The 23,414-nt window shown below is 43.0% G+C and carries 24 protein-coding genes; 12 read left to right on the top strand and 12 right to left on the bottom strand.

Annotation, left to right across the window (positions count from 1 at the left end; translation table 11 throughout):
- Positions 1–59: 59 nt before the first annotated feature.
- Together F6J90_RS07110 and F6J90_RS07105 are read right to left on the bottom strand one after the other, a co-directional pair.
- Entirely contained in the window at positions 60–1,478 is a 1,419-nt protein-coding gene (locus F6J90_RS07110) for a DUF4335 domain-containing protein (RefSeq protein WP_293091747.1), read from the bottom strand.
- A gap of 547 nt (positions 1,479–2,025) precedes the next feature.
- Entirely contained in the window at positions 2,026–2,631 is a 606-nt protein-coding gene (locus F6J90_RS07105) for a DUF3038 domain-containing protein (protein WP_293091746.1), read from the bottom strand.
- A 175-nt stretch (positions 2,632–2,806) separates the two neighbouring features.
- On the opposite strand from F6J90_RS07105, the gene F6J90_RS07100 reads away from it, so the two are divergent.
- From F6J90_RS07100 to fusA, 4 genes are all read left to right on the top strand, one after another.
- Complete coding sequence (locus tag F6J90_RS07100) at positions 2,807–3,325, top strand: adenine phosphoribosyltransferase (RefSeq protein ID WP_293091745.1); 519 nt, start codon at positions 2,807–2,809, stop codon at positions 3,323–3,325.
- Between the two features lie 182 nt (positions 3,326–3,507).
- Complete coding sequence (locus F6J90_RS07095; protein WP_293091744.1) at positions 3,508–4,572, top strand: ABC transporter permease; 1,065 nt, start codon at positions 3,508–3,510, stop codon at positions 4,570–4,572.
- 312 nt (positions 4,573–4,884) lie between these two features.
- Positions 4,885–5,178 (top strand): hypothetical protein, encoded by a 294-nt coding sequence (locus tag F6J90_RS07090; RefSeq protein ID WP_293091743.1) that lies wholly within the window; start codon positions 4,885–4,887, stop codon positions 5,176–5,178.
- Between the two features lie 320 nt (positions 5,179–5,498).
- A complete protein-coding gene (gene fusA / locus F6J90_RS07085; RefSeq protein WP_293091742.1) occupies positions 5,499–7,586 on the top strand; it encodes an elongation factor G in 2,088 nt (695 codons plus the stop codon).
- 65 nt (positions 7,587–7,651) lie between these two features.
- Here fusA and F6J90_RS07080 read toward each other — a convergent pair whose 3' ends face one another.
- The 3 genes from F6J90_RS07080 to F6J90_RS07070 form a co-directional block, all read right to left on the bottom strand.
- Complete coding sequence (locus F6J90_RS07080; protein WP_293091741.1) at positions 7,652–9,385, bottom strand: glycoside hydrolase family 9 protein; 1,734 nt, start codon at positions 9,383–9,385, stop codon at positions 7,652–7,654.
- 30 nt (positions 9,386–9,415) lie between these two features.
- A complete protein-coding gene (panB, locus tag F6J90_RS07075) occupies positions 9,416–10,198 on the bottom strand; it encodes a 3-methyl-2-oxobutanoate hydroxymethyltransferase (RefSeq protein WP_293091740.1) in 783 nt (260 codons plus the stop codon).
- A gap of 212 nt (positions 10,199–10,410) precedes the next feature.
- Positions 10,411–10,605 (bottom strand): hypothetical protein, encoded by a 195-nt coding sequence (locus F6J90_RS07070; protein ID WP_293091739.1) that lies wholly within the window; start codon positions 10,603–10,605, stop codon positions 10,411–10,413.
- Between F6J90_RS07070 and F6J90_RS07065 the strand changes: the two genes are divergently transcribed.
- From F6J90_RS07065 to hpsU, 3 genes are all read left to right on the top strand, one after another.
- On the top strand, positions 10,577–11,530 hold the full coding sequence (locus F6J90_RS07065) for a glycosyltransferase family 2 protein (protein WP_293091738.1): 954 nt from the start codon (positions 10,577–10,579) through the stop codon (positions 11,528–11,530). The genes F6J90_RS07070 and F6J90_RS07065 overlap by 29 nt on opposite strands.
- Before the next feature lie 327 nt (positions 11,531–11,857).
- Positions 11,858–12,811 carry a glycosyltransferase family 2 protein gene (locus F6J90_RS07060; RefSeq protein WP_293091737.1) on the top strand — a complete coding sequence of 318 codons (954 nt, stop codon included), beginning with the start codon at positions 11,858–11,860 and terminating at the stop codon, positions 12,809–12,811.
- Between the two features lie 254 nt (positions 12,812–13,065).
- Positions 13,066–13,674 (top strand): hormogonium polysaccharide biosynthesis acetyltransferase HpsU, encoded by a 609-nt coding sequence (gene hpsU / locus F6J90_RS07055; RefSeq protein ID WP_293091736.1) that lies wholly within the window; start codon positions 13,066–13,068, stop codon positions 13,672–13,674.
- Between the two features lie 150 nt (positions 13,675–13,824).
- On the opposite strand, the gene F6J90_RS07050 is transcribed toward hpsU, so the two are convergent.
- The gene (locus F6J90_RS07050; protein WP_293091735.1) at positions 13,825–14,058 is read right to left on the bottom strand and encodes a hypothetical protein; all 234 of its coding nucleotides are present in this window, start codon (positions 14,056–14,058) and stop codon (positions 13,825–13,827) included.
- Between the two features lie 153 nt (positions 14,059–14,211).
- Between F6J90_RS07050 and F6J90_RS07045 the strand changes: the two genes are divergently transcribed.
- A complete protein-coding gene (locus F6J90_RS07045) occupies positions 14,212–14,949 on the top strand; it encodes a hypothetical protein (RefSeq protein ID WP_293091734.1) in 738 nt (245 codons plus the stop codon).
- A 127-nt stretch (positions 14,950–15,076) separates the two neighbouring features.
- Here F6J90_RS07045 and F6J90_RS07040 read toward each other — a convergent pair whose 3' ends face one another.
- Entirely contained in the window at positions 15,077–16,018 is a 942-nt protein-coding gene (locus F6J90_RS07040; protein ID WP_293091733.1) for a glutathione S-transferase family protein, read from the bottom strand.
- The gene (locus F6J90_RS07035; RefSeq protein ID WP_293091732.1) at positions 15,996–16,310 is read right to left on the bottom strand and encodes a hypothetical protein; all 315 of its coding nucleotides are present in this window, start codon (positions 16,308–16,310) and stop codon (positions 15,996–15,998) included. The genes F6J90_RS07040 and F6J90_RS07035 overlap by 23 nt, the downstream gene beginning before the upstream one ends.
- A gap of 218 nt (positions 16,311–16,528) precedes the next feature.
- Here F6J90_RS07035 and F6J90_RS07030 point away from each other — a divergent pair, with 218 nt between their 5' ends.
- Entirely contained in the window at positions 16,529–17,695 is a 1,167-nt protein-coding gene (locus tag F6J90_RS07030) for a pentapeptide repeat-containing protein (protein WP_293091731.1), read from the top strand.
- A gap of 179 nt (positions 17,696–17,874) precedes the next feature.
- Here the strand turns inward: F6J90_RS07030 and F6J90_RS07025 are convergent, their stop codons facing one another.
- The 4 genes from F6J90_RS07025 to F6J90_RS07010 form a co-directional block, all read right to left on the bottom strand.
- Positions 17,875–18,081, bottom strand: a complete 207-nt coding sequence (locus F6J90_RS07025) for a hypothetical protein (protein ID WP_293091730.1) — start codon at positions 18,079–18,081, stop codon at positions 17,875–17,877.
- Positions 18,082–18,126: 45 nt separating this feature from the next.
- The gene (locus F6J90_RS07020; protein WP_293091729.1) at positions 18,127–19,680 is read right to left on the bottom strand and encodes a mercuric reductase; all 1,554 of its coding nucleotides are present in this window, start codon (positions 19,678–19,680) and stop codon (positions 18,127–18,129) included.
- A 28-nt stretch (positions 19,681–19,708) separates the two neighbouring features.
- Positions 19,709–19,855: a hypothetical protein gene (locus F6J90_RS07015; protein WP_293091728.1), complete on the bottom strand. Its 147-nt coding sequence runs from the start codon at positions 19,853–19,855 to the stop codon at positions 19,709–19,711.
- Between the two features lie 128 nt (positions 19,856–19,983).
- The gene (locus F6J90_RS07010) at positions 19,984–20,763 is read right to left on the bottom strand and encodes a TVP38/TMEM64 family protein (protein WP_293091727.1); all 780 of its coding nucleotides are present in this window, start codon (positions 20,761–20,763) and stop codon (positions 19,984–19,986) included.
- Between the two features lie 899 nt (positions 20,764–21,662).
- On the opposite strand from F6J90_RS07010, the gene F6J90_RS07005 reads away from it, so the two are divergent.
- From F6J90_RS07005 to F6J90_RS06995, 3 genes are all read left to right on the top strand, one after another.
- Positions 21,663–22,346 (top strand): hypothetical protein, encoded by a 684-nt coding sequence (locus tag F6J90_RS07005; protein ID WP_293091726.1) that lies wholly within the window; start codon positions 21,663–21,665, stop codon positions 22,344–22,346.
- A 172-nt stretch (positions 22,347–22,518) separates the two neighbouring features.
- Positions 22,519–22,935 carry an element excision factor XisH family protein gene (locus F6J90_RS07000; RefSeq protein ID WP_293091725.1) on the top strand — a complete coding sequence of 139 codons (417 nt, stop codon included), beginning with the start codon at positions 22,519–22,521 and terminating at the stop codon, positions 22,933–22,935.
- Complete coding sequence (locus F6J90_RS06995) at positions 22,923–23,261, top strand: XisI protein (protein WP_293091724.1); 339 nt, start codon at positions 22,923–22,925, stop codon at positions 23,259–23,261. Before F6J90_RS07000 ends, F6J90_RS06995 begins: the two co-directional genes overlap by 13 nt.
- The last annotated feature ends 153 nt before the right edge of the window (positions 23,262–23,414 follow it).

The following is a 23,414-nucleotide window of genomic DNA, read 5'->3' as shown; positions in this document are numbered from 1 at the left end:
TTTGGGGTCAACCAAGAACGCAACTGGGTATCAGCCAAGATTCAATTAGCCACTAAAAATTATTCGTTGCTCCTGTAGGGACTAACATCTAACTCACCATTAGTCTTAAACACTACTCGTAAATGAGCAAGGGGCTTCTGGGGTACTAACCCAGTCCCTTCGCTACCAATGCCAGCTGCTGCTGGCTTCATTAGGCGTTCTAGAGGAGTTTCTTGAGAGTAATCCCAAGATTCTTTATCAATTGCTTCATAATCAGCAAGGATACCCTCTTCAGTCACACCTACCCGATAAGTTAAATCTTGAGGATAGCTGGAGGTTTTATTCCAACTGTCACGAATTTCCTGAGACACTTTGTCTTTCAAATCATTAATGACAGCGATTTCAGTAATTTCTGGACCTAGGGTAATCTTACCCATATAACCATGCCAAGGACTGATTTCGAGAATCCCTTCGTCTTCCCCTTGTTTAAATAACACCTGGAACTGAGCAATAGGTTCTTGGGTAGCAATATTGTCTGAAGTCTTGGTGTAGAGCAATTCAGGCAGGGGGGTTTGCTCTGACCCATCCAAGGGTGTGCCATTAACAGGTTTGTAGCCTAAAATCGCACCATCTCTGCCAACACTAACCTGGTATTTTAAATTCCCAGCAAACTGTTCCCGGTTCCCCCAAGCTCGAAAAATTCGCTTTTGCAGGCTTCTTTGTATATAGCGCAACTCTGTGGGATCAGTAATTTCTGGTGCAGTTGTGAGCACTTTTTCTAGCTCCTCGATGGAGAGTGGTGTTCCCGTTGGTGTTGGTGTTGGTTTTGCCTGAGGGTCACTCTCGCCAGTTGAGGTACTGGTTTCACTGGTATTTTCCCCTGTTCGGGAAGGTTCGGGTTCCCGTACTTCTGGAATCGGTACAAAGAAAAATGCGATCGCAGCTAGAGCCAAACTTGCCATTCCCAGTGCAGCAGGTGCAGTACGCTCGGTTACTGGTTTTTCAGCTTGGCGATAGTGCTTAGAAACAGGCTGCAACGAAACAATAATATCTGGTAGGGTTCGTCCATCAGCCAAAAACTGGTCAATCGCCTCCACCAAGTCAAACAACTCCACTGTGTTCAAATCTACATGGAGAGGTTTCCCTGAGTTGGTCATTGTTCCTGACCCAGGAGTATCTTGCAGTGTCAGTCGATGCAAGTTCTTGTCCTCGACTTTCTGCAGATGCACCTTAGCTGGTTTCTCAGCATGGGGTTGGGGGTGAGGCACTTTAGACAAAAATTCCTGAGCATAGCGGCTTACACTATGTACCAAGTCCTCAAAAAAATCCCGCCCACCACTGAGGGGTTGGTTCATAGCCCCTACATAGCATTCCGCATTAGTTAGAGTTGTCAGCAATGGTCGGGCATCTGGCTGTTTACCAGCCCCTGTGGTACTATTACTCCAACCCTCCAGGATTAGGGTACAGTTGGGAAGACTGTACTGGCGTCGAATTGTCATCGGCTGTTCCTGCTGAAAATTCCCTATGAATGCTTCCCCCACCTGCTACGCGAGGTGTGGGTATCCGTCTTGATTACAAGGGTTTATCCCTCGCGACAGGCGGCATCCTCGCGCCTGCTTCCAGGACTTTTGCTGGACTGTTCCCCCAAGTCGTTGTCTTGATGCAGTCGCTCATGGGGGAAACCCCCAAGACCGCGCTGCATCGCTTCCGCTATGGGGCTTATTCAATGAAGCTTTTACCTGAGAGTCTGACGTTTATGAACCGACTACAAAGGATTTATAGGTTAATTTTCCCTTTCGTTGAGAGGTCGTGCCTCAGGGTTGCTCAGAATCTCGTCTGTCCTTCGCCGTACCGCTCAAGATGATGCCATTATATCATATTTTGGCTTTTGGCGGTTCTAACCCCCACCTGCCTAGAGAGGTGGGGGAATGCGTCGCTCATTTTTGTTCAACCTCTTAGACTAGCATTGAGAGTAATTAGTAATTGGTAATGGTTAATTAACCTGGCTATACTTGATGGCATGGCGATAATCAGCAACGGCAACATTCAAGGCAATTCCCCATCAAACAAACTAGTCCATAATCTTTGTCTTCCAGAAGTACCTGTACAGAACAGAAGCTGACTCAATAGAGAAATTGCGAGTTGATTCAACTTTTCTTGAGAGTTATAGGCAGCCACTTTAGAACGACGGGGGTTCATCCGGCTGCGAAAATGAGCCTGGAACCTTTCCAAATACTTAGATAGGCGAAAATGTTGTTCTAGAGGTACCTGCTTTTCCAGTAGTTGTTGATAAGCAGTCAACAACTGCCTAATCAGAACCGTCATTCGGCGTGCCATATGACTAGCAATCACCACTAAAGCCTTAGCTTCTTGTGGAGTTAGAGGACGTCGTGTGTAAGAGCGCCGCCAGGGATTGGTAGAGCGCATACGCCACAGGACAACACGATTTTTAATAATGTCCTGAAGTTCCAGCTCTCTAGCCGCCAATAGCATCGCCTCAGAACCTCCCAGTTCGAGAGCTTCAATGGCGAGTAAAATTAGGTCAATATGCAGCCGAGTTCGTGGTGGACAGCCCTGAGCTGGAATCCTGAAATCAGGTAGGCTATCTAAAATTATTGGCTTTGACTGGGAAGCAGGACTATTGGTCAGCATTACGGTCCGTCGAAAGATTCACTCTAATAGCGCTTATCCTACAGCGAAAACCTTTTGAATAGATTTGTTCCAAGGAATCACACAAGGTTCAGCTTTCTAGTGTACGCTTTTACAGAAAGGGAATGGCAAGCTATAGTTTGATTCAAACCCCATTGATAAATAAGTTCACCTACCGATGAATTTAAAATCTCTGATTCGCGATATCCCTGACTTTCCCAAACCAGGGATTGTATTTCGGGATATCACTACCCTCCTGAGCAATCCAGAAGGACTACGCTACACTATCGATACCTTAGCTCAAAAATTTCAGGAAGCAGGAGTAAGGGCTGATTATGTCGTGGGTATGGAGTCTCGTGGTTTTATATTTGGACCACCTATAGCTTACCAACTCGGGGCTGGGTTTGTCCCAGTGCGCAAACCGGGTAAACTACCAGCAGCGGTATACTCGGCTGAGTATGACCTAGAATACGGTACAGACAAGTTGGAAGTCCATCAAGATGCTTTCACACCTAACTCCCAGGTTGTGATTATCGATGATTTAATTGCTACTGGAGGAACAGCAGCGGCTACAGTCAAGCTGGTAGAACAAGCAGGCGGTCAAGTGGTAGGTCTTGGCTTTATCATCGAATTACGGGATTTAGGTGGACGTCAGCAACTGCCTGATGTTCCCCTGATCACCCTGGTTGACTATTAGTTAATCATTAGAGTTAACCATTAGAGTTAACCATTACTTATTAGTCATTGGTCAAAAGAAAGTAAGTTTCAAAGAATTAATTCTTAATTCTTAATTCTTAATTCTTAATTCTTAATTCTTAAAGGACTTTAAAGCAATGGCGAATGACTAATGACGAATGACTAACAACTAACGACTATTAGATGACTTCTTCTACTAGAGATTCTAGCATTATCAATCGGTTTGATGGGGCTTGGCATAGACTAAAACTTCTGGTCACGAGTGAGACCTTTCTGTACGTGGTCAAGCGACTGTTGCAGGGTCTTTTGACCTTGCTGTTGGCATCTGCTCTAAGTTTTGCCATTATTCAGTTTGCACCGGGAGATTTTCTGGATACCCTCAGGCAAAATCCCAAAATTTCCCCGGAACGAATCGAGGAACTCAAGGAGCAATTTGGTTTAGATCAGCCAGCAATTGTGCAGTATTGGCGTTGGCTAGTACGAGTTGTGACCAAATTTGACTTTGGTACCAGTTTCGCTTATTTCCGTCCTGTGTCATCTCTGTTATTGGAGCGGATACCAGCCACCTTACTCTTAGCAGTAGCCTCAATCTTTATTACTTGGGCGATCGCAATTCCTCTCGGTATCCTGGCTGCTGTTAATCAGAATCGAACCATTGACCGATTCCTACAAGTGATTAGCTACACAGGTCAGGGTTTCCCCAGCCTAATCACTGCTCTGTTGCTGCTCATCCTTGCCCAGAATCTTTCCCCCTTATTTCCTGTAGGTAGTATGACCAGTATCAATCATGATGATTTATCCTCCATTGGTAAGGTTTTGGATATTGGCTGGCATATGATTTTGCCAACTATTGCTCTATCCATTACTAGTTTTGCTGGTCTACAGCGAATTACTAGGGGTGAATTACTTGATGTGCTACGGCAAGACTACATTCAGACAGCCCGTGCTAAGGGACTGCCAGAAAATCGAGTGATCTATGTCCATGCATTGCGCAATGCTATCAATCCTCTGATTACCATCCTTGGCTTTGAGTTTGCTTCTCTACTCAGTGGCTCATTTATTGCTGAAATTTTCTTCAACTGGCCAGGTTTAGGTCGTTTGATTTTACAGGCGGTAACTGCTCAAGACCTGTATCTGGTAATGGGAAGCTTGATGATGGGAGCTACAATGCTGATTTTGGGTAATTTGTTAGCAGACTTGCTGCTGAAAGTAGTTGATCCTCGAATTCGTCTAGAAGATTTGAAATAGAGAATTTAAGCATTCAGCTATCAGCCATCAGCCATCAGCCATCAGCCATCAGCCAAAAGCCTATGCTTCAAAGCGTCGAAGTCTGTGCCATGCTACTTGAGGTGCGACAGTTTTTGAATAAAATAACCTGACCGCTGACCGCTGACTGCTGAATACTTACTGTCCGAAATTTCATTTTGACGTCAATTTTTGTTGACAACCCAAATAGAATAAAACCTTTGATAAAATTAGGAAAAAAAACTGAAACGATTGTCCATCCTGCCTTCTGGCTTCTGCCTTGCTGTAAGGACGCGCCTCAGGACTATTTTCAAGATGTTTACCCAAATTCATTATCTGATTCTTTCTAGAAGGAACGGTCGTTATCTGGTTGCCCAACCGAAAGCTGGTAGCCCAGAGGCTGGAGCTGGATATCTGTTGATGTTTCGCGAACACTTTGATGCCCTGAGTTATCTCAATACCCACGGTGCTGATTTAGCTGACCAATTTTCTGTAGAGTCGGTTTCTGGGAGTCAGTTGAAGAATTTGCTTGAACGGTGGGGGTTTGTTGGTGTGGGTGTTGTTCAAGACCCATTGGTACCTCAAATTGAGTTTTTTTCTTACAAATAAGGGCTATTAGGTAACAGGACAAGACTATTCAAGTAGTCCCAAAAATAGCGATCGCATTTGCCCAAGCTCTCTGGCTTGACTGGGGATAATTCATAGCCCTAACCTCAAAGCAGCTGCTGAATCACCGATAGAGCAATATAACCGTCGTTCCGTGATTGATTTTTTTGAACAGGCAATGATTGGGAGGGCTGGTTATTCTCTGATTGATATTTCCTCTTGCTTGTCCATCAGGACAACAATGATACCCCATCAGGGCATACTGTTGTTAATATGCATAGATTTTGTTTAAATTTTATTAAGGAGTAAATAAAGGAGTAACTATGAAAGACCTCACTAGTTATCGAAATATCGGTATCTTTGCTCACGTTGATGCAGGCAAGACAACTACAACGGAGAGGATCCTAAAACTTACCGGGAAAATCCACAAAATTGGTGAGGTTCACGAAGGTGCAGCTACAACGGACTTTATGGAACAGGAACAAGAGCGCGGTATTACTATTCAGTCTGCCGCCACCAGTTGTTTCTGGAAAGACCACCAACTCAACATTATTGATACCCCAGGTCACGTAGACTTTACCATTGAGGTTTATCGTTCTCTGAAGGTTCTCGACGGTGGCGTTGGTGTTTTCTGTGGCTCAGGTGGTGTAGAACCCCAGTCAGAAACTAACTGGCGCTACGCCAATGACTCAAAAGTTGCTCGGATTATCTACGTAAACAAACTTGACCGTCTCGGGGCTGATTTCTACCGAGTTGTTAAGCAGGTAGAAGATGTACTTGGTGCTAAGCCTCTGGTAATGGTACTGCCGATCGGAACTGAGAACGATTTTGTGGGTGTAGTGGATTTGCTAACCCGTAAGGCATGGGTATGGGATGACTCTGGGGATCCTATGAACTATGAGCTTCAAGATGTTCCCGCCAACATGGTTGATGATGTGGAAACCTACCGCGAGCAGTTAATTGAAATGGCTGTGGAGCAGGATGACGAGGTGATGGAACAGTATCTAGAAGGGGAAGAACCAGATATCGAAAGCCTTAAGCGTTGCATTCGCCAGGGAACTCGTGAGCTGGCTTTCTTCCCTACCTACTGCGGTTCATCCTTCAAGAATAAGGGAGTGCAGTTGGTACTTGATGCTGTAGTTGACTACCTGCCGAATCCAACTGAAGTCAAACCCCAACCAGAAATCGATCTAGAAGGTAACGAAACCGGTACACTTGCCTATGTTGACCCAGAAAAACCTTTGCGTGCCTTGGCATTTAAGATCATGGATGACCGCTTTGGTGCTCTGACCTTTACCCGTATCTACTCAGGAACCTTATCCAAGGGTGACACAGTACTTAATACCTTCACAGGTAAAACTGAGCGTATTGGTCGTTTGGTAGAGATGCATGCCGATTCCAGGGAAGAAATTAACTCTGCCCAGGCCGGTGATATTGTGGCCATCGTTGGGATGAAAAATGTCCAGACTGGGCATACCCTCTGTGACCCCAAAAATCCTGCTACTCTTGAGCCGATGGTCTTCCCAGACCCCGTGATTTCCATTGCGATCGCACCAAAGAAAAAAGGTTCCTCTGAGAAAATGGGCATTGCCCTGAGCAAGATGGTTCAGGAAGACCCATCTTTCCACGTTGAAACTGACCAGGAAAGTGGGGAAACGATCATTAAGGGCATGGGTGAGCTGCACCTAGACATTAAAGTTGATATCCTGAAACGGACTCATGGCGTTGAGGTGGATGTAGGTAAGCCCCAGGTTGCATACCGTGAATCCATTACCAAGCGCATCGAAGACAGCTATACCCACAAGAAGCAGTCCGGTGGTTCTGGTCAATATGGTAAAATCGATTACGTTATTGAACCAGGTGAACCCGGTACTGGCTTCCAGTTTGAGTCCAAGGTGACTGGTGGTAATGTACCCAGGGAATTTTGGCCTGCTGTACAAAAGGGCTTTGAGAATAGCATTCAAAAGGGTCTGTTGGCTGGATTCCCTTGTGTGGATTTCAAGGTAACCTTGACTGATGGTGCCTACCACCCCGTAGACTCATCGGCTATTGCCTTTGAAATTGCGGCCAAGTCTGCTTATCGGCAATCCTTTGGCAAGGCTTCACCTCAATTGTTAGAGCCAATTATGAAAGTAGATGTATTCACACCAGAAGATTACATGGGGGATGTAATTGGTGACCTCAATCGCCGCCGTGGGATGATTAAGTCTCAGGAGAAAACTCTTACTGGTGCTCGCATTAAGGCAGATGCCCCGTTAAGCGAGATGTTTGGCTATATTGGTGACCTGCGTACTATGACATCTGGTCGTGGTCAGTTCTCGATGGAGTTCTCCCACTACGCCCCTTGCCCAAGTAATGTGGCAGAAGAGGTAATTAAGGAAGTTAAGGAACGTGAGGAAGCCGCTAAATAATCTTTTGATTTAACCAGAGTTCCTGGCTGGTTTTGGACTGGCCAGGAACATCATGTTATCAATGATTAAGTCTGTGCCATCACCATGCCCATCAAGGCAATCACCGAAGCATTGTAATCAATAGCATATTCATTAGTAGCCCAAGACCGCTCATCATCCACATAACTCAACATTCCCAAGCCTTTAGGAGCAATATCATCCTGGGCATCAGTATTAGGACCCCCTACCATCAGACCAGGGATGACAATTCTTTTAGCTCGGGAAATCCGATGATGTACATGACGCACCGAGTTGCTGCCAACACCGGTAATAAAACAAAGATTAAAATGATTGCGCCCCAGCAAATAATCTAACTGCTCAACAGCTGCCCTGTAGTAGCCTTGATTGCCAGTGATGCGGTAGGCATACAGTAGCGTAATTCCTTCCTCAGCTATCTTATGATTAGATGCCCAATGGAATTTATCAATAGCTAAACGGTAGCCACTACGGTTAATCTTTTCCATCAGAGTATCCGCCCTTCGCATCAGCCTAGCTGTGATTTCTAATTTCAGTTTGTCTGACCCCTTCCTTTGTTTCTGCACCAAATAGTTAACCATTGCTAGAGGAGAGGGATCTTTCCAACCAAACTCACCATAGTCGAAGGCCGTGATAGTTTTAGCTAAGTATTTCTCGTAGCTACTCTCCCCTGTAGTAATAAACAGTTCTACGGCTGCCCAGAAGCGGTCATCTTGATCGGTTTTTAAGGATTCTTGCTGATCCCACTCTCCAAAAAGATACTTACCTGAACCGGTGTCATCTCCTTCTTGCCAATCCACCTTCATAGATCGCTGTTTTCGGAGAAACCCCCAGGCTTTCTGTGCCGCTTGTAAGTAGGTTTGAGCCAGTTGCTTGTCAAAGGGAGTATAAACTCTAGCAGCCATTGCCATTACTGCTGCAAACTTGCCAGTTTCAGGTGTAGATATCCCAAAAGTGTACCGTGGCTGAGTATCTTGATTGGGTAGAATTTCCCCTGGCCAATTTTTTCCTGACAGCTTGCGGTAGACAGCACCATCCTCCCGCTGCATCTTCAACAGCCAATCTAATCCTACCTTGACCTCATCGAGTAGGTCAGGTCTACCATTGCCGCTTTCTGGTATAGTTAACTGCTTGTCTGTAAATGATTTAGGATATTGCTCGTACAAGCTTAACAACCGTCCGATGGTGACTGTCATTGGCGCAACATATTTACCAAAATCCCCAGCATCATGCCAGCCACCTTGGGCAGATTTGAAGTCACCAGCTTTATGAAACTCATCGTTGTGGGCAATAATCCCATCTTTGAGATGGCAGGGGGGATGTTTGACTCCAGATACTGAATCATTTACAGCAACACCGCACCGTTGCAAATAGTATGACCGGAGTAGCTTTGTAAAGGTATCCTTATAAATTTCCTTACCAATGCCAAAAGGATAAGACTGACTATAGCCGTATTTGAGGTAATAGCTACCTGATTTATCGAATTTAGTAAAATCAATAACCCTAATTTTATCATTACTGGCTTTATCGTTTACAGAGTTTCCCAGGTTGGTCACAAAAACCGTTTTGTGAGTGATTAGATCAACAAGTTCAACTTGGTTCTTTTCCGAATTGGGGGAATTGATTAAGAACGCCAACTTAGGACCAGTTGGGTAATAACCTATTTGATTGATAACAATTTTTCCTCTAGCTGCTGGATTATAGGGTTGAGCATTAAGCTTGGAAAAAAATCCATAAGCGATCACACTGATCCAGCCGATAAAAAATCTTCTATCTATGTTCATCGTGGAGCTTTTACTTCAATGATATCTTCCTTATGGGTCTTTTGGAAATTCTCCAGAACGAATCTCTGTACTAAACTCCTGCACGGCTTGGGTAATTACCTGGCGCAAATTAACATAAGACTTCGCAAAGGGTGGCTGGCGCTCGGAAAGCCCTAGTAAATCCGCTGTCACTAACACCTGCCCATCACAGTGTGGTCCGGCTCCAATGCCAATGGTGGGAATAGTTAATTTTTGTGTAATTGACCTTGCTAAATCCGGTGGAATATGTTCTAAAACAATAGCAAAGGCACCAGCTTGCTCCAATGCGATCGCATCCTGCAAAATCCGCTCCCCAGTTTCCGCTGTTTTTCCTTGTTGCCGTAAACCTAGCAGATGAATAGACTGCGGTGTTAAACCCACATGACCCATCACCGGAATTCCCACAGCGGTAAGTCTGGCCACAGTTTCAGCCATGGCAGGGTATCCTCCCTCCAACTTCACTGCCACTGCTCCAGTTTCCTTTAACACTCGACCGGCAGAGTGGATTGCCTGCTGAGGACTTTCCTGATAACTCAAAAACGGCAAATCAGAAACGACTAATGCCCGTTTAACACCCCGACACACCGCTTTGGTATGGTGAATCATTTCCTCAAGGGTCACTGGCAGCGTTGTCGAGTAACCCAGCGTAACCATTGCTAGAGAATCCCCGACCATGATTATGTCTACTCCCGCTTCATCCAACAGCTGAGCGATCGCATAATCCGCAGCAGTCAGCACCACAATCTGCCGCTCCTGTTGTTTCCATTGATTCAACTGCTTGATAGTAACTGCCATAACCAATAAGAGTTTCGGTCAATCCGATTAATAATTCTCAAAGATGCTAATAAAAAAAGTAAACCGAACTATGGCAATCTTTGTAAAGAAGCATGAACTACTGACTTCAGTGTAATGTCATCGTCAGCTATCAGCTATCAGTTATCAGCTAATGCGCTACGCGCACGCTACTTGAGGTGCTTTCAGTTATCAACTTTCAGCTTATGCGCACGCTAGGGGCATAGCCATTGGCCGTAGGGCAAGCTACTTGAGGTGCGAGCTTTTGAATAAAATAAGCTGACCACTGACCACTGACCACTGACCGCTGACCAAAGAAGGTTGAACAATCCTGGTTTAGTAGGGAATACTAATAATGAAGCTTCCTCGATCAGGTTCCCTATGTCAGAGCCTCTAATTTCTGCCATCATCTGCACCCACAATCGCGAAGAATATTTGGGTGCCGCCATTGATAGCTTGCTACAGCAGGATTTTGCCGATTATGAAGTAATTGTGGTCGATAATGCCTCAAGCGATCGCACCAGTAACATAGTTGACCAACGCTTGGACAACTCTCGACTAAACTATGTTTATGAACCCGTACTTGGTTTATCCGTGGCTCGTAACACCGGGGCAGCCACTGCCGGTGCTGCTATTTTAGCTTATCTGGATGATGATGCGGTTGCCAGTCCCCGTTGGCTTAAGACAATTTATGAAGCTTATCAAAGTAACGAGAAACTGGCAATTGCTGGTGGTAAAGTTACCCTATTGTGGCCAGATGGCATTACCTCTCCCTCCTGGTTGTCACCAGACCTAGCCGGAAATTTGGGAGCTTATGACCTAGGTGATTCCCTAATTGAGATCCAAAATCCTGGTTTGACTCCCAGAGGTTTAAATTACTCGATCAGGCGGACTTTCCTGGAGAAAATCGGTGGTTTTGATGTCAATTTAGGTCGTGTGGGGAAAAATTTGTTATCTAATGAAGAGTTACATATGACAGAATTAGCTCTCCAGGATGGTTGGCAAGTTGCTTATCTACCTGATGCTCTAGTGGCTCACAATGTTGCCCCAGAACGAATCAATAAACGTTGGTTTTTGAATCGTGGTTGGTGGCAAGGTATTAGCGAGTGTTACCGTGAACAATTGGTTGGTCGTGCTGGTACTGCCCAATTGTTACGGGGAGGTGAACGAATGATGCGAGGGATTTACAAATCCTTGAAGCACTTCCGCAATCCAGCTCTGCGCTTTGATAATTTCGTTTATGCCTATGGTCAAATCGGTTATCTGAGTGCAGTAATTAAAGGAATGCTACAGAGCAGCAAATCCTCTCTATCCCACAACCAGTCCAGTAATTAATGAGACTGGATAAGAGGTGAGCTTAGATTATATAGCAATCCGTGTAGGAATTGAGAGAATTTTGATGCGATATTCCCTACTCCCGTCTTGATGCAGTCGCTCATGGGGGAAACCCCCAAGACCGCGCTGCATCGCTACTCCCTACTCCCTACTCCCTGTTCCCTGTTCCCAGATCCGCTGTTCCCTTTGCTATAGCACAGATAATTTTGGTTGATTGTTGACTGTTAACTGTTGACTGATAAGCCTTAATTTGAGTTAAGGTTTGCTGTTAGTTATTCTTGGCCAAGATACTTTTCATAAAACTTCCACAATTGCAGGTGTTTAATTATGAAATCCCCTAACACTAAACTTCCGGTTTCAGTTCTAATTCCAGCCAAAAATGAAGAGGCTAATTTACCCGCTTGTCTTGAGAGTGTTAATAGAGCGGATGAAGTGTTTGTTGTTGATTCCCAAAGCAGCGATCGCTCCATTGAAATTGTGGAAGAATACGGTGCAAACCTAGTTCAATTCTATTTTGATGGGTTTTGGCCTAAAAAGAAGAACTGGAGTTTAGACAATCTTAAGTTCCGCAATCAATGGGTATTAATTGTTGATTGTGACGAGCGCATTACTCCAGAACTTTGGGATGAGATTGCTGTGGCAATAAAAAATCATGATTATAACGGCTACTATATCAATCGTAGAGTATTCTTCCTAGGGAAATGGATTCGCTTTGGTGGCAAATATCCAGACTGGAATCTACGGTTGTTTAAGCACGAAAAAGGTCGCTACGAAAACCTAAAAACGGAAGGAATTCCCAATACTGGAGACAACGAAGTCCATGAACACGTTGTCCTACAAGGCAAAGCTGGCTATCTTGAAAATGATATGCTGCACATTGATTTTAAGGACATTTATCATTGGCTAGAACGGCACAATCGCTACTCCAATTGGGAAGCTCGTGTCTATCTGAATCTACTAACAGGTAAAGATGACTCTGGCACCATCGGGGGAAATCTGTTTGGAGACGCCGTGCAGCGTAAGCGGTTTCTGAAAAAAATCTGGGTTCGACTACCGTTTAAACCAATACTGCGGTTTATTTTGTTTTACTTTATACAGCTGGGCTTTTTAGATGGAAAAGCTGGGTACATTTATGGACGCCTGTTGAGTCAGTATGAATATCAAATTGGTGTCAAACTCTATGAGTTACAAAAGTTTAGCGGTAAGCTGAATGTACAAAAAACTGAACCAGCACAGACACCAGTAACGCCAAAGCCATCCGTTGTCTCTCCAAATCCCTGAGAATCCATTTAGAATTAAGAATGTAGAATTAAGAATGTAGAATTGAGAATGTAGAATTGAGAATGTAGAATTGAGAATGTAGAATTAAGAATTGAGAATTGAGAATTGAGAATTGAGAATTGAGAATTGAGAATTCAACATTCCGCATTCTTCATTGTTCATTCTTCATTGTTCATTCTTCATTGTTCATTCTTCATTGTTAATTCTTCATTGTTCATTGTTCATTCTTCATTCTTCATTCTAAATTCTTCATTATGACTAATGACTTAAGTAAACTACCAGCTTTAGATTTAGCACCTTTAGTTGATTTACGCCAGTACGACCAATCTTGGTTTGACCGAGGACGTCCGGGCTGGTTCATCTTACTCTGGTGGTTGGTGCAAGCGATCGCATTTCCCTTAAGTCCTCATAACTTCAATGGCTTCCGCCGATGGCTGCTACAAATATTTGGAGCCAAAATTGGTACTAATGTCATCATTCGACCCACTGCTCGTTTTACTTACCCGTGGAAAGTAGAAGTTGGTGACTATAGTTGGATTGGGGATGATGTGGTTTTCTACAGCTTGGATAGAATTCGCATTGGTAGTCATTGCGTGATTTCTCAAAAATGTTACCTCTGTACTGGTAGCCACGATATGAAAGACCCAGCCTTTGGTTTAATCACATCTGAGATTAATATTGGTAACGGAGCCTGGATTGCCGCCGATTGCTTCATTGCGCCCGGTGTCCACATTGGAGCCAATGCTGTAATTGGTGTTCGCAGCAGTGTTTTGAGTAATATCCCAGAGCAGCAAGTATGCTGGGGAATACCAGCACGTCCCCGCTATCGACGGGAAATCGAGGAGATAGGGAGTAGGGAGTAGGGAGTAGGGAATGTAGAATGTAGAATGTAGAATGTAGAATTTAGAATTGGGAGTTGGGAGTCGGGAGTCGGGAGTTGGGAGTCGGGAGTAGCTTACAAGGGTAGGTTTTTTACAAAGAGGCCAGTAGGTACTTTTATTAGGTATCAACTTCTATCCATATCTATCAAAATACACCATCAATTTCTGTAAATTTATACCCATATGTATCAAAATACACCATGATTTCCGGGATAATTCTCCCCATTTCCCGCTTCTGACGACTCCCGATTCCCGATTCCCGACTCCCGACTCCCGACCCAAATGTAAAAAACCTACCCCTGTGAGTACTCCCCATCTCCCCATCTCCCCATCTCCCCATCTCCCCACACCTCCCACCCTCCCCACCCTCCCCACACTCTTAATTATGGGTATTCAACCGGAGTTGATAATACAAGGGTAAGTAAAGCAGATCCGGAAAAATTGCTGGATAAGTTTCCGGATTTTCATTTTGCCAAAAGAAAAAGATAGTGGACCACTTTAAGTCAGGATTCCATAGTCATGGTTCACAAATTCATTTTCCAAGGTTCAGCTTACCTGTTGTCAGCGTCCGTGATGTGGCAAATGCTTCCCGCAACAGCCGGAATAGTACCTGGGAAGCATGACAATAGTAATGTTCGCACCTTCGAGATTGCTGGATTATTCGATGAGCTCCGCGAAATCCGTCGAGATGTTCGAGAGGTAACGAATACCATTCGTGAAGGCAGGCGTATAATCCAAGGCACACGCACCATGGTTGATGAGTTTGATCAACTTGGCGACGACCTCAACTCTGGACGAGTGGTACAGTCTTCTAACAATAATCCTTGTCGCAAAAATCGGTCTCAGAAATCTGTTGCTATCAATGAGCAGGTGATTTGTACCAAGGAGGGAGCCTATGAGTTAAGTCAGGAATTGCGTAAGGTACTGATGATGACACAAACTCGAAACCTCTATATTGATGAGTTTTACGGCAAGTTTTTGGACAAAGTCTTTAATCGTCCTGTTGAGTTTATGTTCGAGAATAAGGAGGAGATGACCTTAGAGAATCTTACGAAGGTGCTTGCTCTCTATGATCAGAAACGGTGGGATTATAGCAAAATTACACAGATTCTTTTCTCTCCCTCGACTAGTAAGGCTACCTTGATGTTTGGAAAACGCACCCAACCGGAAATTGTATCTGTCCCTGATTCCATTGGTGAGTTTTCAGATTCCGTATTTAAAATAAAATCTAAGTCTCCTTTCTTGAACCAAGAATAAGTTGACAGGTAAGCTATCAGCCGTCAGCTTATTTTATTCAAAAGCTGTTCGGTGTAGATTGGCCAGAGACCCAAAGCTGATAACTGATAACTGATAGCTGATAGCTGATAGCTGATAGCTGATAGCCTTAATCACTAAAACTAATTTGTGGTCCTTTTGGTACAATTCCAGAGGGATTAATAAAGGGATGACTCCTATAATAATGCTGCTTAATGTGGTCAATATTACAGGTTTCCTTTAACCCTGGCTGATGATAAAGGTTTTTGAGATAATTCCACAAATTGGGATAATCGAGAATTCGTTGCCAATTACATTTGAAATGGACGTAGTAAACTGAGTCAAAGCGTAGCAGAGTGGTAAACATACACCAATCAGCTTCTGTAATGCGATCGCCACAGAGATAAGGCTGTTTACCTAACACCCCTTCCCAATAGTCAAGGGCATCAAACAGTTCGGTTATTCCTTCTTCATAGGCTTGCTGAGTAGTAGCGAATCCGGCTCGATACACACCATTATTAATAGGTTGGTAAATGGCATCAATGGTTTTATCAATCTCTTCCCGTAAATTATCTGGATAAAAGCTGATATCCGACTGGGCAATCCCGTCGAACTCTAGGTCAAACATCCGAATAATCTCACGGGATTCATTATTAACAATTGTGCCAGTTTCCTTATCCCAAAGTACTGGAACCGTCACCCGTCCGGTACAGTTAGGGTCAGCTTTTATATAAACTTCCCGCAGATAGCGAGCACCATTGACTGTATCAGGGATACAACCAGGCCCATTGGAAAATTCCCATCCATCTTTATCCATCAATGGGTCAACAATGGACAGGGTAATCGCTTCCTCCAATCCCTTTAAGGTTCGCATAATCAAAGTGCGGTGCGCCCAGGGACAAGCATAGGAAATGTAGAGATGGTAGCGTCCAGAGGCTGGTTTATAGTCTGTGGAGCCATCAGCACGAATCCAATTACGGAATTTGGTGGGATTACGCATGAATCGTCCTTGGGGGTCTTGCTGATAGACTTCGTTAGTCCATTTGCCGTTAAGGAGCATCCCTGTGGCCATAGTTTTCCTCTGATGGTATTTTTTTTATACTATCTATTGCACAGGGAGTAGGGAGCAGGGAGTAGGGAGTAGGGAGTAGGGAGTAGGGAATAGGGAGTCGGGAGTCGGGAATGCATCGCTTAAAACCCTCTTTGCTTTTGGCTTTTGGCTTTCTCGGCATTGCTGAATCTTTGGATAAATATGAGTGGGGTAGGTATCCTGCCTGCTGGAAATATATTGAAACTGGCAAGATGCCAGTTCCACCAAGATGCCCATTCCACCCCTGATGCCCGTTCCAATGCCCAGCTTGCAAACCTGGGAATTTTTTTATATAAAGGCAAGAAAGACCTGACGACTGGACTTATAGGTGATAATAAATTAAGGAATTACCTTAGCCCAAGTAATAAAATAACTTATACAAGCACATTAGGTGAGGTGAACATATAAAGTTACTGAAAATCTCTATGTTATATTTATACCTAGTTAGTAACTATGAAGCTAAAGCAAATACTTAATCTAATCAAAGTATCAATGCCCAAGCTATTAAAAACTTCTCAGCAAGATATTGATATAATAGCTAATAAAATTTATAATAACCGTAAAATCACAGGTGTAATATCAACTAAAATAGAAGATAGATATAAAGCTGAGAAAATTGCTAAAAACCCTTTAACATTAATAGTATTTGAGTGTTATCAGCCATTTATAAATTTACTGAAATTAGAAAATAAGTTTTTAAAACCAGTTTTAGAATACCTCAAGAGGTTTGCACTGCTAGAAATTTTAGGACTTGTCGGTAATCTATTTATAGTTGTTGGTGTAATTGTCTTTATTGATGGTGAGGAAAATCGACGAAAGAGTGAGATTTATCAAGCATGGCAAGTAATAACAGCAGCTTATAATCAACCTGGTAGTGGCGGTAGAAAACAAGCTCTGGAATTCCTAAACTCAGAACCTAGACGTAGTCCCTGGTTTTGGTTGACCTGGAATCGAGAAAGTTTAGCAGGTTTAGAAGCTCCAAAAGCTTATTTAGTAAGAGTTAAACTCTTGAATGCTAACCTAGCTTATGCTAATTTACAGGAAGCTAATTTATGGCAAGCTAATTTACAGAGATCTAGTTTATGGCAAGCTAATTTACAGGAAGCTAATTTACAGGAAGCTAATTTACAGGAAAATAGTTTAGTAGGAGTTAATTTCCAGAAAGCTAAATTAGCTTATGTTAATTTACAGAAATCCAATTTAAATGGTGCTAATTTACAAAAAGCTCTTTTATATAAAGCTAATTTACAAAAAGCTATATTAGGTGATGCTAATTTAGTGGAAGCTGATTTAGTAGGAGCTAATTTAGTGAAAGCTAATTTAGGTAGTGCTAATTTACAAGAAGCTGATTTACAAGAAGCTGATTTACAAGAAGTTAATTTATGGGAAGCTAATTTACAGGAAACTAGCTTAGTGAGAGTTAATTTACAGAAAGCTAATTTACGTAATGCTAATTTACAGAAAGCAGATCTTAGAGCAGCTAATTTACAGGAAGCTAATTTACCTTATGCTAATTTACAAAAAGCAGATCTTAGAGCAGCTAATTTACAGGAAGCTAATCTAATTTATGCTAACTTACAGGAAGCTAATCTAGATCAAGCTAATTTAAAAAACGCACTTTATTCAGACGAAAACACATCGGAGTCTGTATGTAAATAAATTTATAAAAACTATCCATGTCCTACCAAATTTTCAGAAAAATTTGACCCAAAAGTCGCTGGAATGAAACTAGTAAGAAATTTAAAAGATTTATCTAACTGATACGTAATCATTCAGCCGTCAGCTGTCAGCCGTCAGCTTTGTGGCACAGGCCAAAGTCGAGCTTGCTTTGGATGATTTCAATCGCAGGTCAAGACCAAGAGGGAGTAGGGAGATAGGAAAATGGGCAGAGCTGACCAAGTCCTATCCTGGGAAAATCTAAGGAACGGGCAAGATGCCCATTCCACAAAACTCTTAAAATCATTCCATAGTAAGCAACGCCCCTTTTTCCCTAAGAAAGCTTGGTCAGGAATTCTAAACAGGAACGGGCAAGATGCCCATTCCACAAAACTCTTAAAATTATTCCATTGTTAAGCAAAGCCCCTTTTTTCCTAAGAAAGCTTGGTCAGGAACTCTAAAAATGTTTTAGTTCTTGGTGTTAAGAGAGTGCGGCGATAGGCATCTGCGGCTTTTTTAATTCCTTCTGCTTGAGTTGGATAGGGATGAATTACGCTGGAAAGCTTACTCAAACCAATCTTATGGACAATTGCTGTAGTCACCTCAGAAATCATTTCCCCTGCATGAGTTGCCACAATAGTTGCTCCCAGGATTTGATCTGACCCCTTCTTGTGGTGAATTTTAACAAATCCCTCTTCTTCGCCATCTGCGATCGCTCGGTCTACAGTACTAAAGGGAATTTTAATCGTATTAACATTAAACCCTTTCCCTTGAGCTTCATGTTCATACATTCCCACATGGGCAATTTCTGGATCAGTATAGGTTGCCCAAGGCATCACCAAGTTACTCAGCTTATATTTACCGAAGCCAAAGGGAGAAAATAGAGTATTCTTAATCACAATCCGTGCGGCTGAATCCGCTGCATGGGTAAACTTCCAGTCCATGCAAATATCACCAGCAGCATAAATTTTGGGATTGGTAGTTTCAAGGTAATCATTCACCTTAACTCCTTTACGCTGGTCATACTCTACCCCGACCAGTTCCAAATTTAACCCTTCCACATTGGGCGCACGTCCAGCACCGATCAAAATTTCATCTACCGTGACCGACTCTTCCAAACCAGTGCAGCTATTGAAGTGTAAGGTTTTACCTGCCTCTGTCTTCTCGACCCGGTTCAATTGGGCACCCAGGACTAAACGGATACCTTCTTTTAAAAAGACTTTTTGAACAATATCGGCAGCGTCAGCATCTTCTTTATTTAAAATGTGAGAACCGCGATGGAACAGCACCACTTCACAACCTAAACGGCGGAAAGACTGAGCTAATTCACACCCAATTGGACCGCCACCAATAACAGCTAGTCGATTGGGACGTTCTGTCAGAGAAAATACCGTTTCATTGGTGAGATACCCCGCCTCTTCCATGCCCTCAACTCGGGGTCTTACTGCTCTTGCTCCTGTAGCAATTACCGCTTTCTTAAACTTGAGGGTAGTATCGTTTACTTCAATGGTATCATCACCGGTAAACCGACCATTTCCTAAAAATATATCAATACCATAGGTATCTTTGAAGCGTTTAGCAGAATCGTGATGGCTAATCCCTGCCCGTAGCCGACGCATCCGTTCCATCACTGCCGGGAAGTCTACTTCAATATTATCTGGAACTTTAACCCCAAAGGCTCCCGCATTGCGCATCTCAGCCACTACCCGAGATGACCGAATCAAACACTTGGAGGGGACACAACCTACATTTAAACAATCCCCACCCATCAAATGCCGTTCAATCAAGGCCACCTTCAAACCAACACCGATACCTGCTGCACCTGCTGCTGTAACTAATCCAGCTGTACCAGCACCAATTACCACTAGGTCATAACAATCAACAGGTTTTGGATTAACCCAATCCCCTGGATGAACGTAGTTAACCAACCTCTGGTTATACTCGTCCATGGGTGGAACAGTAACTCTTTGGTATTGAGAACTTGACATTTATAATAACTCCTTTGATAGTTCAAAATTAAATTATTTTTTTAGGGAGTAGGGAGTAGGGAGTAGGGAGTAGGGAGTAGGGAGTAGGGAGTAGGGAGTAGGGAGTAGGGAACAAAAATTCACGGATCTCTATAACCTTTAACCTTCTAACCTTTAACCTTGGCCAATAGGCCACGCTACGCGAACAACTTCCTAACCTTTAACCTTTAACTTCCTAACCTTTAACCTGCTAACCTTCAACTTTCAACTTTCAACCTGCTAACCTTCAACTTCCTAACCTTCAACCTCCTAACCTTCAACCTTCTAAACTGTCTCCTTGGAAACACTTTTGTCTAAAGCCTTCTTAGCCACATTAGTGACATAAAGTGTCACTGCTACAGTGGCGATAAAACCAATAATCCGAATTGCCCACTGGACAGTAGGATTGGTGGGTGCGTCACCACCACCGATCATGGCCAGGTCTCCAGCCAGAGAACCGATGTAAACGTACATGACTGTTCCTGGAATCATGCCAATGGAGCCTAAGACGTAGTCTTTCAGAGAAACCCCAGTTAGACCATAGGCATAGTTTAAGAGGTTGAAGGGAAATACAGGAGAGAGTCGAGTCAAGAGCACAATTTTGAATCCTTCCTGACCTACTGCTTCATCAATAGCACTAAATTTGTCATTTCCAGCAATTTTTTGAGCAATCCAGTCCCTAGCTAGATAACGCCCAACCAGAAAAGCAGCCGTGGCTCCGATAGTGGCTCCGATGAACACATAGATTGAGCCTAAGGCAACACCAAATACTACCCCAGCTCCTAGGGTGAGGATAGACCCAGGCAAAAATGCTACGGCAGCAATGATATAGATTGCGATAAATGCGATCGCTCCGATGGGTCCTAGACTATCAATCCACTGCAAAGCATTGCGCAATAGTTCTTGGGGATTGAATCCTCCACTACTAGCGGATCCCTGTGCCAAACTGGGCTCAGCGTGTACCACCAGTACCATCACCATTGCCAGTAATGTTAATGAAACTAACTTTAAACCCTTCATGACTTTTCGGGGATGAGATTGACTGCTTATTCTTGTATTTATCATGAGTTGGGACCTTTGCAATTGAACTTGAGACATAGTAATCAAATTATCTACAGATATGGTTATGTGAAATGGCTTGTTTGGTGATGAAATTAACAAAAGTTTATAACTTTACAGATAAGCATTCAGCTATCAGCTATCAGCTATCAGCGGTCAGGGATTAGCGCACCCTAAGCGAACAGCTTTTGAATAAAACAAGTAAGCATTGGTTTAATCTCTGTTACCTCAGCTGACGGCTGACTTCTGACCGCTGACGGCTGACGGCTGACGGCTGACGCCAGTTATGGATTCAGCCTTGAGCCTAGGGCGATCAGCTTTCTAGAGAGTGGCCAACAAACAATTGCAGTATCAATTGCTTGTTGATGATCATCATACAATACTTTTTAGGAGCTAAAGCTAGTGAAACTAATTTAATTTTAATAAGAATAGTTTTGGTTGATTTTAAGCTTAAATTTAGCTGGTACTCAGCAAAAAATCAGGTTTATTAATATAGCTGATATTATCTATAAAAATTAGGTCTGATAACAGACTTTTTTTAGTTATAGCAAACAATTAACTAGTTCATCTAAATTAGAGCTGGATTTAAAGTTATGGGGGGTATAAGTCACAATCCTATTAGATACTCATGATAGTCAGGAGTTGCCAAGTAAATCTACCTAGCTGTAGCAGTTTTTATTAATGCATCCTAGTAGTTATAGGGTTGGTTGACAAGTTTTGCCTAAGTCCTGTAGCTGTGAAAACCTTTCCTTAGCAGGATTATTACAGAAGGATACTAAGGGATTGAGTAAACCCAAAAAAATAGTTTTTTTTACTAAAATTCTACTCGATTGGATGGCAAAACTAAAAAAATACTGCTATACTTTCCGTAAAAGCTTGATTTACAAGACATGCAACTGACAACCATGAATCTTAAATCTGCTCAAGAAGACCATATTAATTGGATCAAAACTCAGCTAGAACAAACCAAGCGAGAACTTACTGAAGCGGAAGCAAACCTGGTTGAGGTAAAGGCTTTAGTGGAGCAAAAACGGGCAAACGTTGCCTATTATCAGAATAAGCTTGAAGCCGAACTATCCAGCAACGATATTGCAGCGGAAAACGATATTGCAGCGGAAAACGATATTGCAGCGGAAATATCGAGTGCTTTCCGGGAACTTGAGGTTAATGCTAATCATTTATCTGAACAAGTTCCCACTGTGAATTCAAGTGGCAATGTCGGTCAAGTAACTTTTGTTGATGAGGAATTAGAAGAGGAATCCTTTGAAGAAAACCAAAGGGAAAACCAAGACGATGAGGAGGGTCAAAAGCGCAATCCCAGAGATATGTTATATCCAGAATTTAGAGGTAAAACATTCGGGGAAGCGGTAGAGATTATCTTAGATAAATTCGCGGCTCCAGTTAACCGAAAACAGATTGCCAGCAGACTATTTGATGCCAAATCTGATCATGAACAACTCCGTGCTACAAACTCCTTAGCTAGCCAATTGCATCAAGGTGTAAAAGAAGGGAGGTGGAAGAAAGTGGGACGAGGTCTTTTTGCTTCTAATTCTTTCCAGGAGCAAGTAAGTGATGAAATTAATAACTAAAAGTAATAACTAAGAGTTTTAGGTTTAGATCTCTGTTGTCTGGAAAATGCTCTCATATCAGGAGTGATCGAAGTCGAAACCGTACTTGACCCAATTAACCCATCAAAAAAGCTGATTCCCTTTTTGCTAACCTATATAATAGACGTTTGTTGACACCTCTACCTATTTCCCCATGTCTGCTAAGGATCAATTCCATGATCTAGTTAAGGATGCTCTAATCAATGACGGTTGGATCATTACCCACGATCCTTATCGCATTGATCTGGGCTTTACCGATCTCTACATTGATTTGGGGGCAGAACGCCTGATTGCTGCTGAACGCAATAATGAAAAAATAGCTATTGAAGTTAAAAGCTTTCTATCAACTTCAAGAATTTCAGAATTCCATGGTGCAATTGGGCAGTTTATTAACTATCGTCTTGCCTTAGAAGATGAGGAGCCTGATCGAACACTTCATCTTGCGGTTCCTAACAATATTTACAGTGCTTTTTTCAGTTATCCCTTCATACAAAAGTCGATCAAGCGTAATCAGGTTCCTATTGTAGTTTATGATATTTCGCAACCAAGGATTACTCAATGGATAAACTAGAGGTATATCGACAGCACATTCAGGACTTGCTGAAAAAACGCGCCAGTATTAAGTCTGCTAATCCAGCCATCGAAACCCAGCTCATTTTTGATACGGAACGGGATCATTACCAAATGGTTCATACGGGTTGGAAAGATAACACCACACGTATTTATGGATGTTCTGTACATGTGGATATTAAAGATGGCAAGATTTGGATACAGCATGATGGGTCGGAGATTGCGATCGCAGATCAGTTAGTTGAGCTAGGGGTACCAAAGCAGGATATTGTGTTGGCCTATCAGGCACCGATTATGAGGCAGTATACCGAGTTTGCCGTGGGGTAAGCGCACCCGCCATACAGTGGTGGAGCTAAAAAATCAGCGGTGTGAAGTGTTCTATGACAGGCGTTGCTAAACAGATGAAGGCGGCAGCGTTACCCGTGAAGGATATTGCCCAATATACGGGGTTGAGTGTTGATGAGATTGATGGGTTGTAGG

Origin of the sequence: Moorena sp. SIOASIH, assembly GCF_010671925.1 — a bacterium.
GTDB lineage: Bacteria > Cyanobacteriota > Cyanobacteriia > Cyanobacteriales > Coleofasciculaceae > Moorena.
The sequence above is the reverse complement of the archived record's forward strand: the minus strand, read 5'-3'. Positions and strand labels throughout refer to the sequence as shown.

What these genes read in the sequence shown, in the direction of transcription:
- F6J90_RS07110 (WP_293091747.1), bottom strand. Translation starts at nt 1,478, where the DNA reads ATGACAATTCGACGCCAGTACAGTCTTCCCAACTGTACCCTAATCCTG.
- F6J90_RS07105 (WP_293091746.1), bottom strand. Translation starts at nt 2,631, where the DNA reads ATGCTGACCAATAGTCCTGCTTCCCAGTCAAAGCCAATAATTTTAGAT.
- F6J90_RS07100 (WP_293091745.1), top strand. Translation starts at nt 2,807, where the DNA reads ATGAATTTAAAATCTCTGATTCGCGATATCCCTGACTTTCCCAAACCA.
- F6J90_RS07095 (WP_293091744.1), top strand. Translation starts at nt 3,508, where the DNA reads ATGACTTCTTCTACTAGAGATTCTAGCATTATCAATCGGTTTGATGGG.
- F6J90_RS07090 (WP_293091743.1), top strand. Translation starts at nt 4,885, where the DNA reads ATGTTTACCCAAATTCATTATCTGATTCTTTCTAGAAGGAACGGTCGT.
- fusA (WP_293091742.1), top strand. Translation starts at nt 5,499, where the DNA reads ATGAAAGACCTCACTAGTTATCGAAATATCGGTATCTTTGCTCACGTT.
- F6J90_RS07080 (WP_293091741.1), bottom strand. Translation starts at nt 9,385, where the DNA reads ATGAACATAGATAGAAGATTTTTTATCGGCTGGATCAGTGTGATCGCT.
- panB (WP_293091740.1), bottom strand. Translation starts at nt 10,198, where the DNA reads ATGGCAGTTACTATCAAGCAGTTGAATCAATGGAAACAACAGGAGCGG.
- F6J90_RS07065 (WP_293091738.1), top strand. Translation starts at nt 10,577, where the DNA reads ATGTCAGAGCCTCTAATTTCTGCCATCATCTGCACCCACAATCGCGAA.
- F6J90_RS07070 (WP_293091739.1), bottom strand. Translation starts at nt 10,605, where the DNA reads ATGATGGCAGAAATTAGAGGCTCTGACATAGGGAACCTGATCGAGGAA.
- F6J90_RS07060 (WP_293091737.1), top strand. Translation starts at nt 11,858, where the DNA reads ATGAAATCCCCTAACACTAAACTTCCGGTTTCAGTTCTAATTCCAGCC.
- hpsU (WP_293091736.1), top strand. Translation starts at nt 13,066, where the DNA reads ATGACTAATGACTTAAGTAAACTACCAGCTTTAGATTTAGCACCTTTA.
- F6J90_RS07045 (WP_293091734.1), top strand. Translation starts at nt 14,212, where the DNA reads ATGGTTCACAAATTCATTTTCCAAGGTTCAGCTTACCTGTTGTCAGCG.
- F6J90_RS07040 (WP_293091733.1), bottom strand. Translation starts at nt 16,018, where the DNA reads ATGGCCACAGGGATGCTCCTTAACGGCAAATGGACTAACGAAGTCTAT.
- F6J90_RS07030 (WP_293091731.1), top strand. Translation starts at nt 16,529, where the DNA reads ATGCCCAAGCTATTAAAAACTTCTCAGCAAGATATTGATATAATAGCT.
- F6J90_RS07020 (WP_293091729.1), bottom strand. Translation starts at nt 19,680, where the DNA reads ATGTCAAGTTCTCAATACCAAAGAGTTACTGTTCCACCCATGGACGAG.
- F6J90_RS07010 (WP_293091727.1), bottom strand. Translation starts at nt 20,763, where the DNA reads ATGATAAATACAAGAATAAGCAGTCAATCTCATCCCCGAAAAGTCATG.
- F6J90_RS07005 (WP_293091726.1), top strand. Translation starts at nt 21,663, where the DNA reads ATGAATCTTAAATCTGCTCAAGAAGACCATATTAATTGGATCAAAACT.
- F6J90_RS07000 (WP_293091725.1), top strand. Translation starts at nt 22,519, where the DNA reads ATGTCTGCTAAGGATCAATTCCATGATCTAGTTAAGGATGCTCTAATC.
- F6J90_RS06995 (WP_293091724.1), top strand. Translation starts at nt 22,923, where the DNA reads ATGGATAAACTAGAGGTATATCGACAGCACATTCAGGACTTGCTGAAA.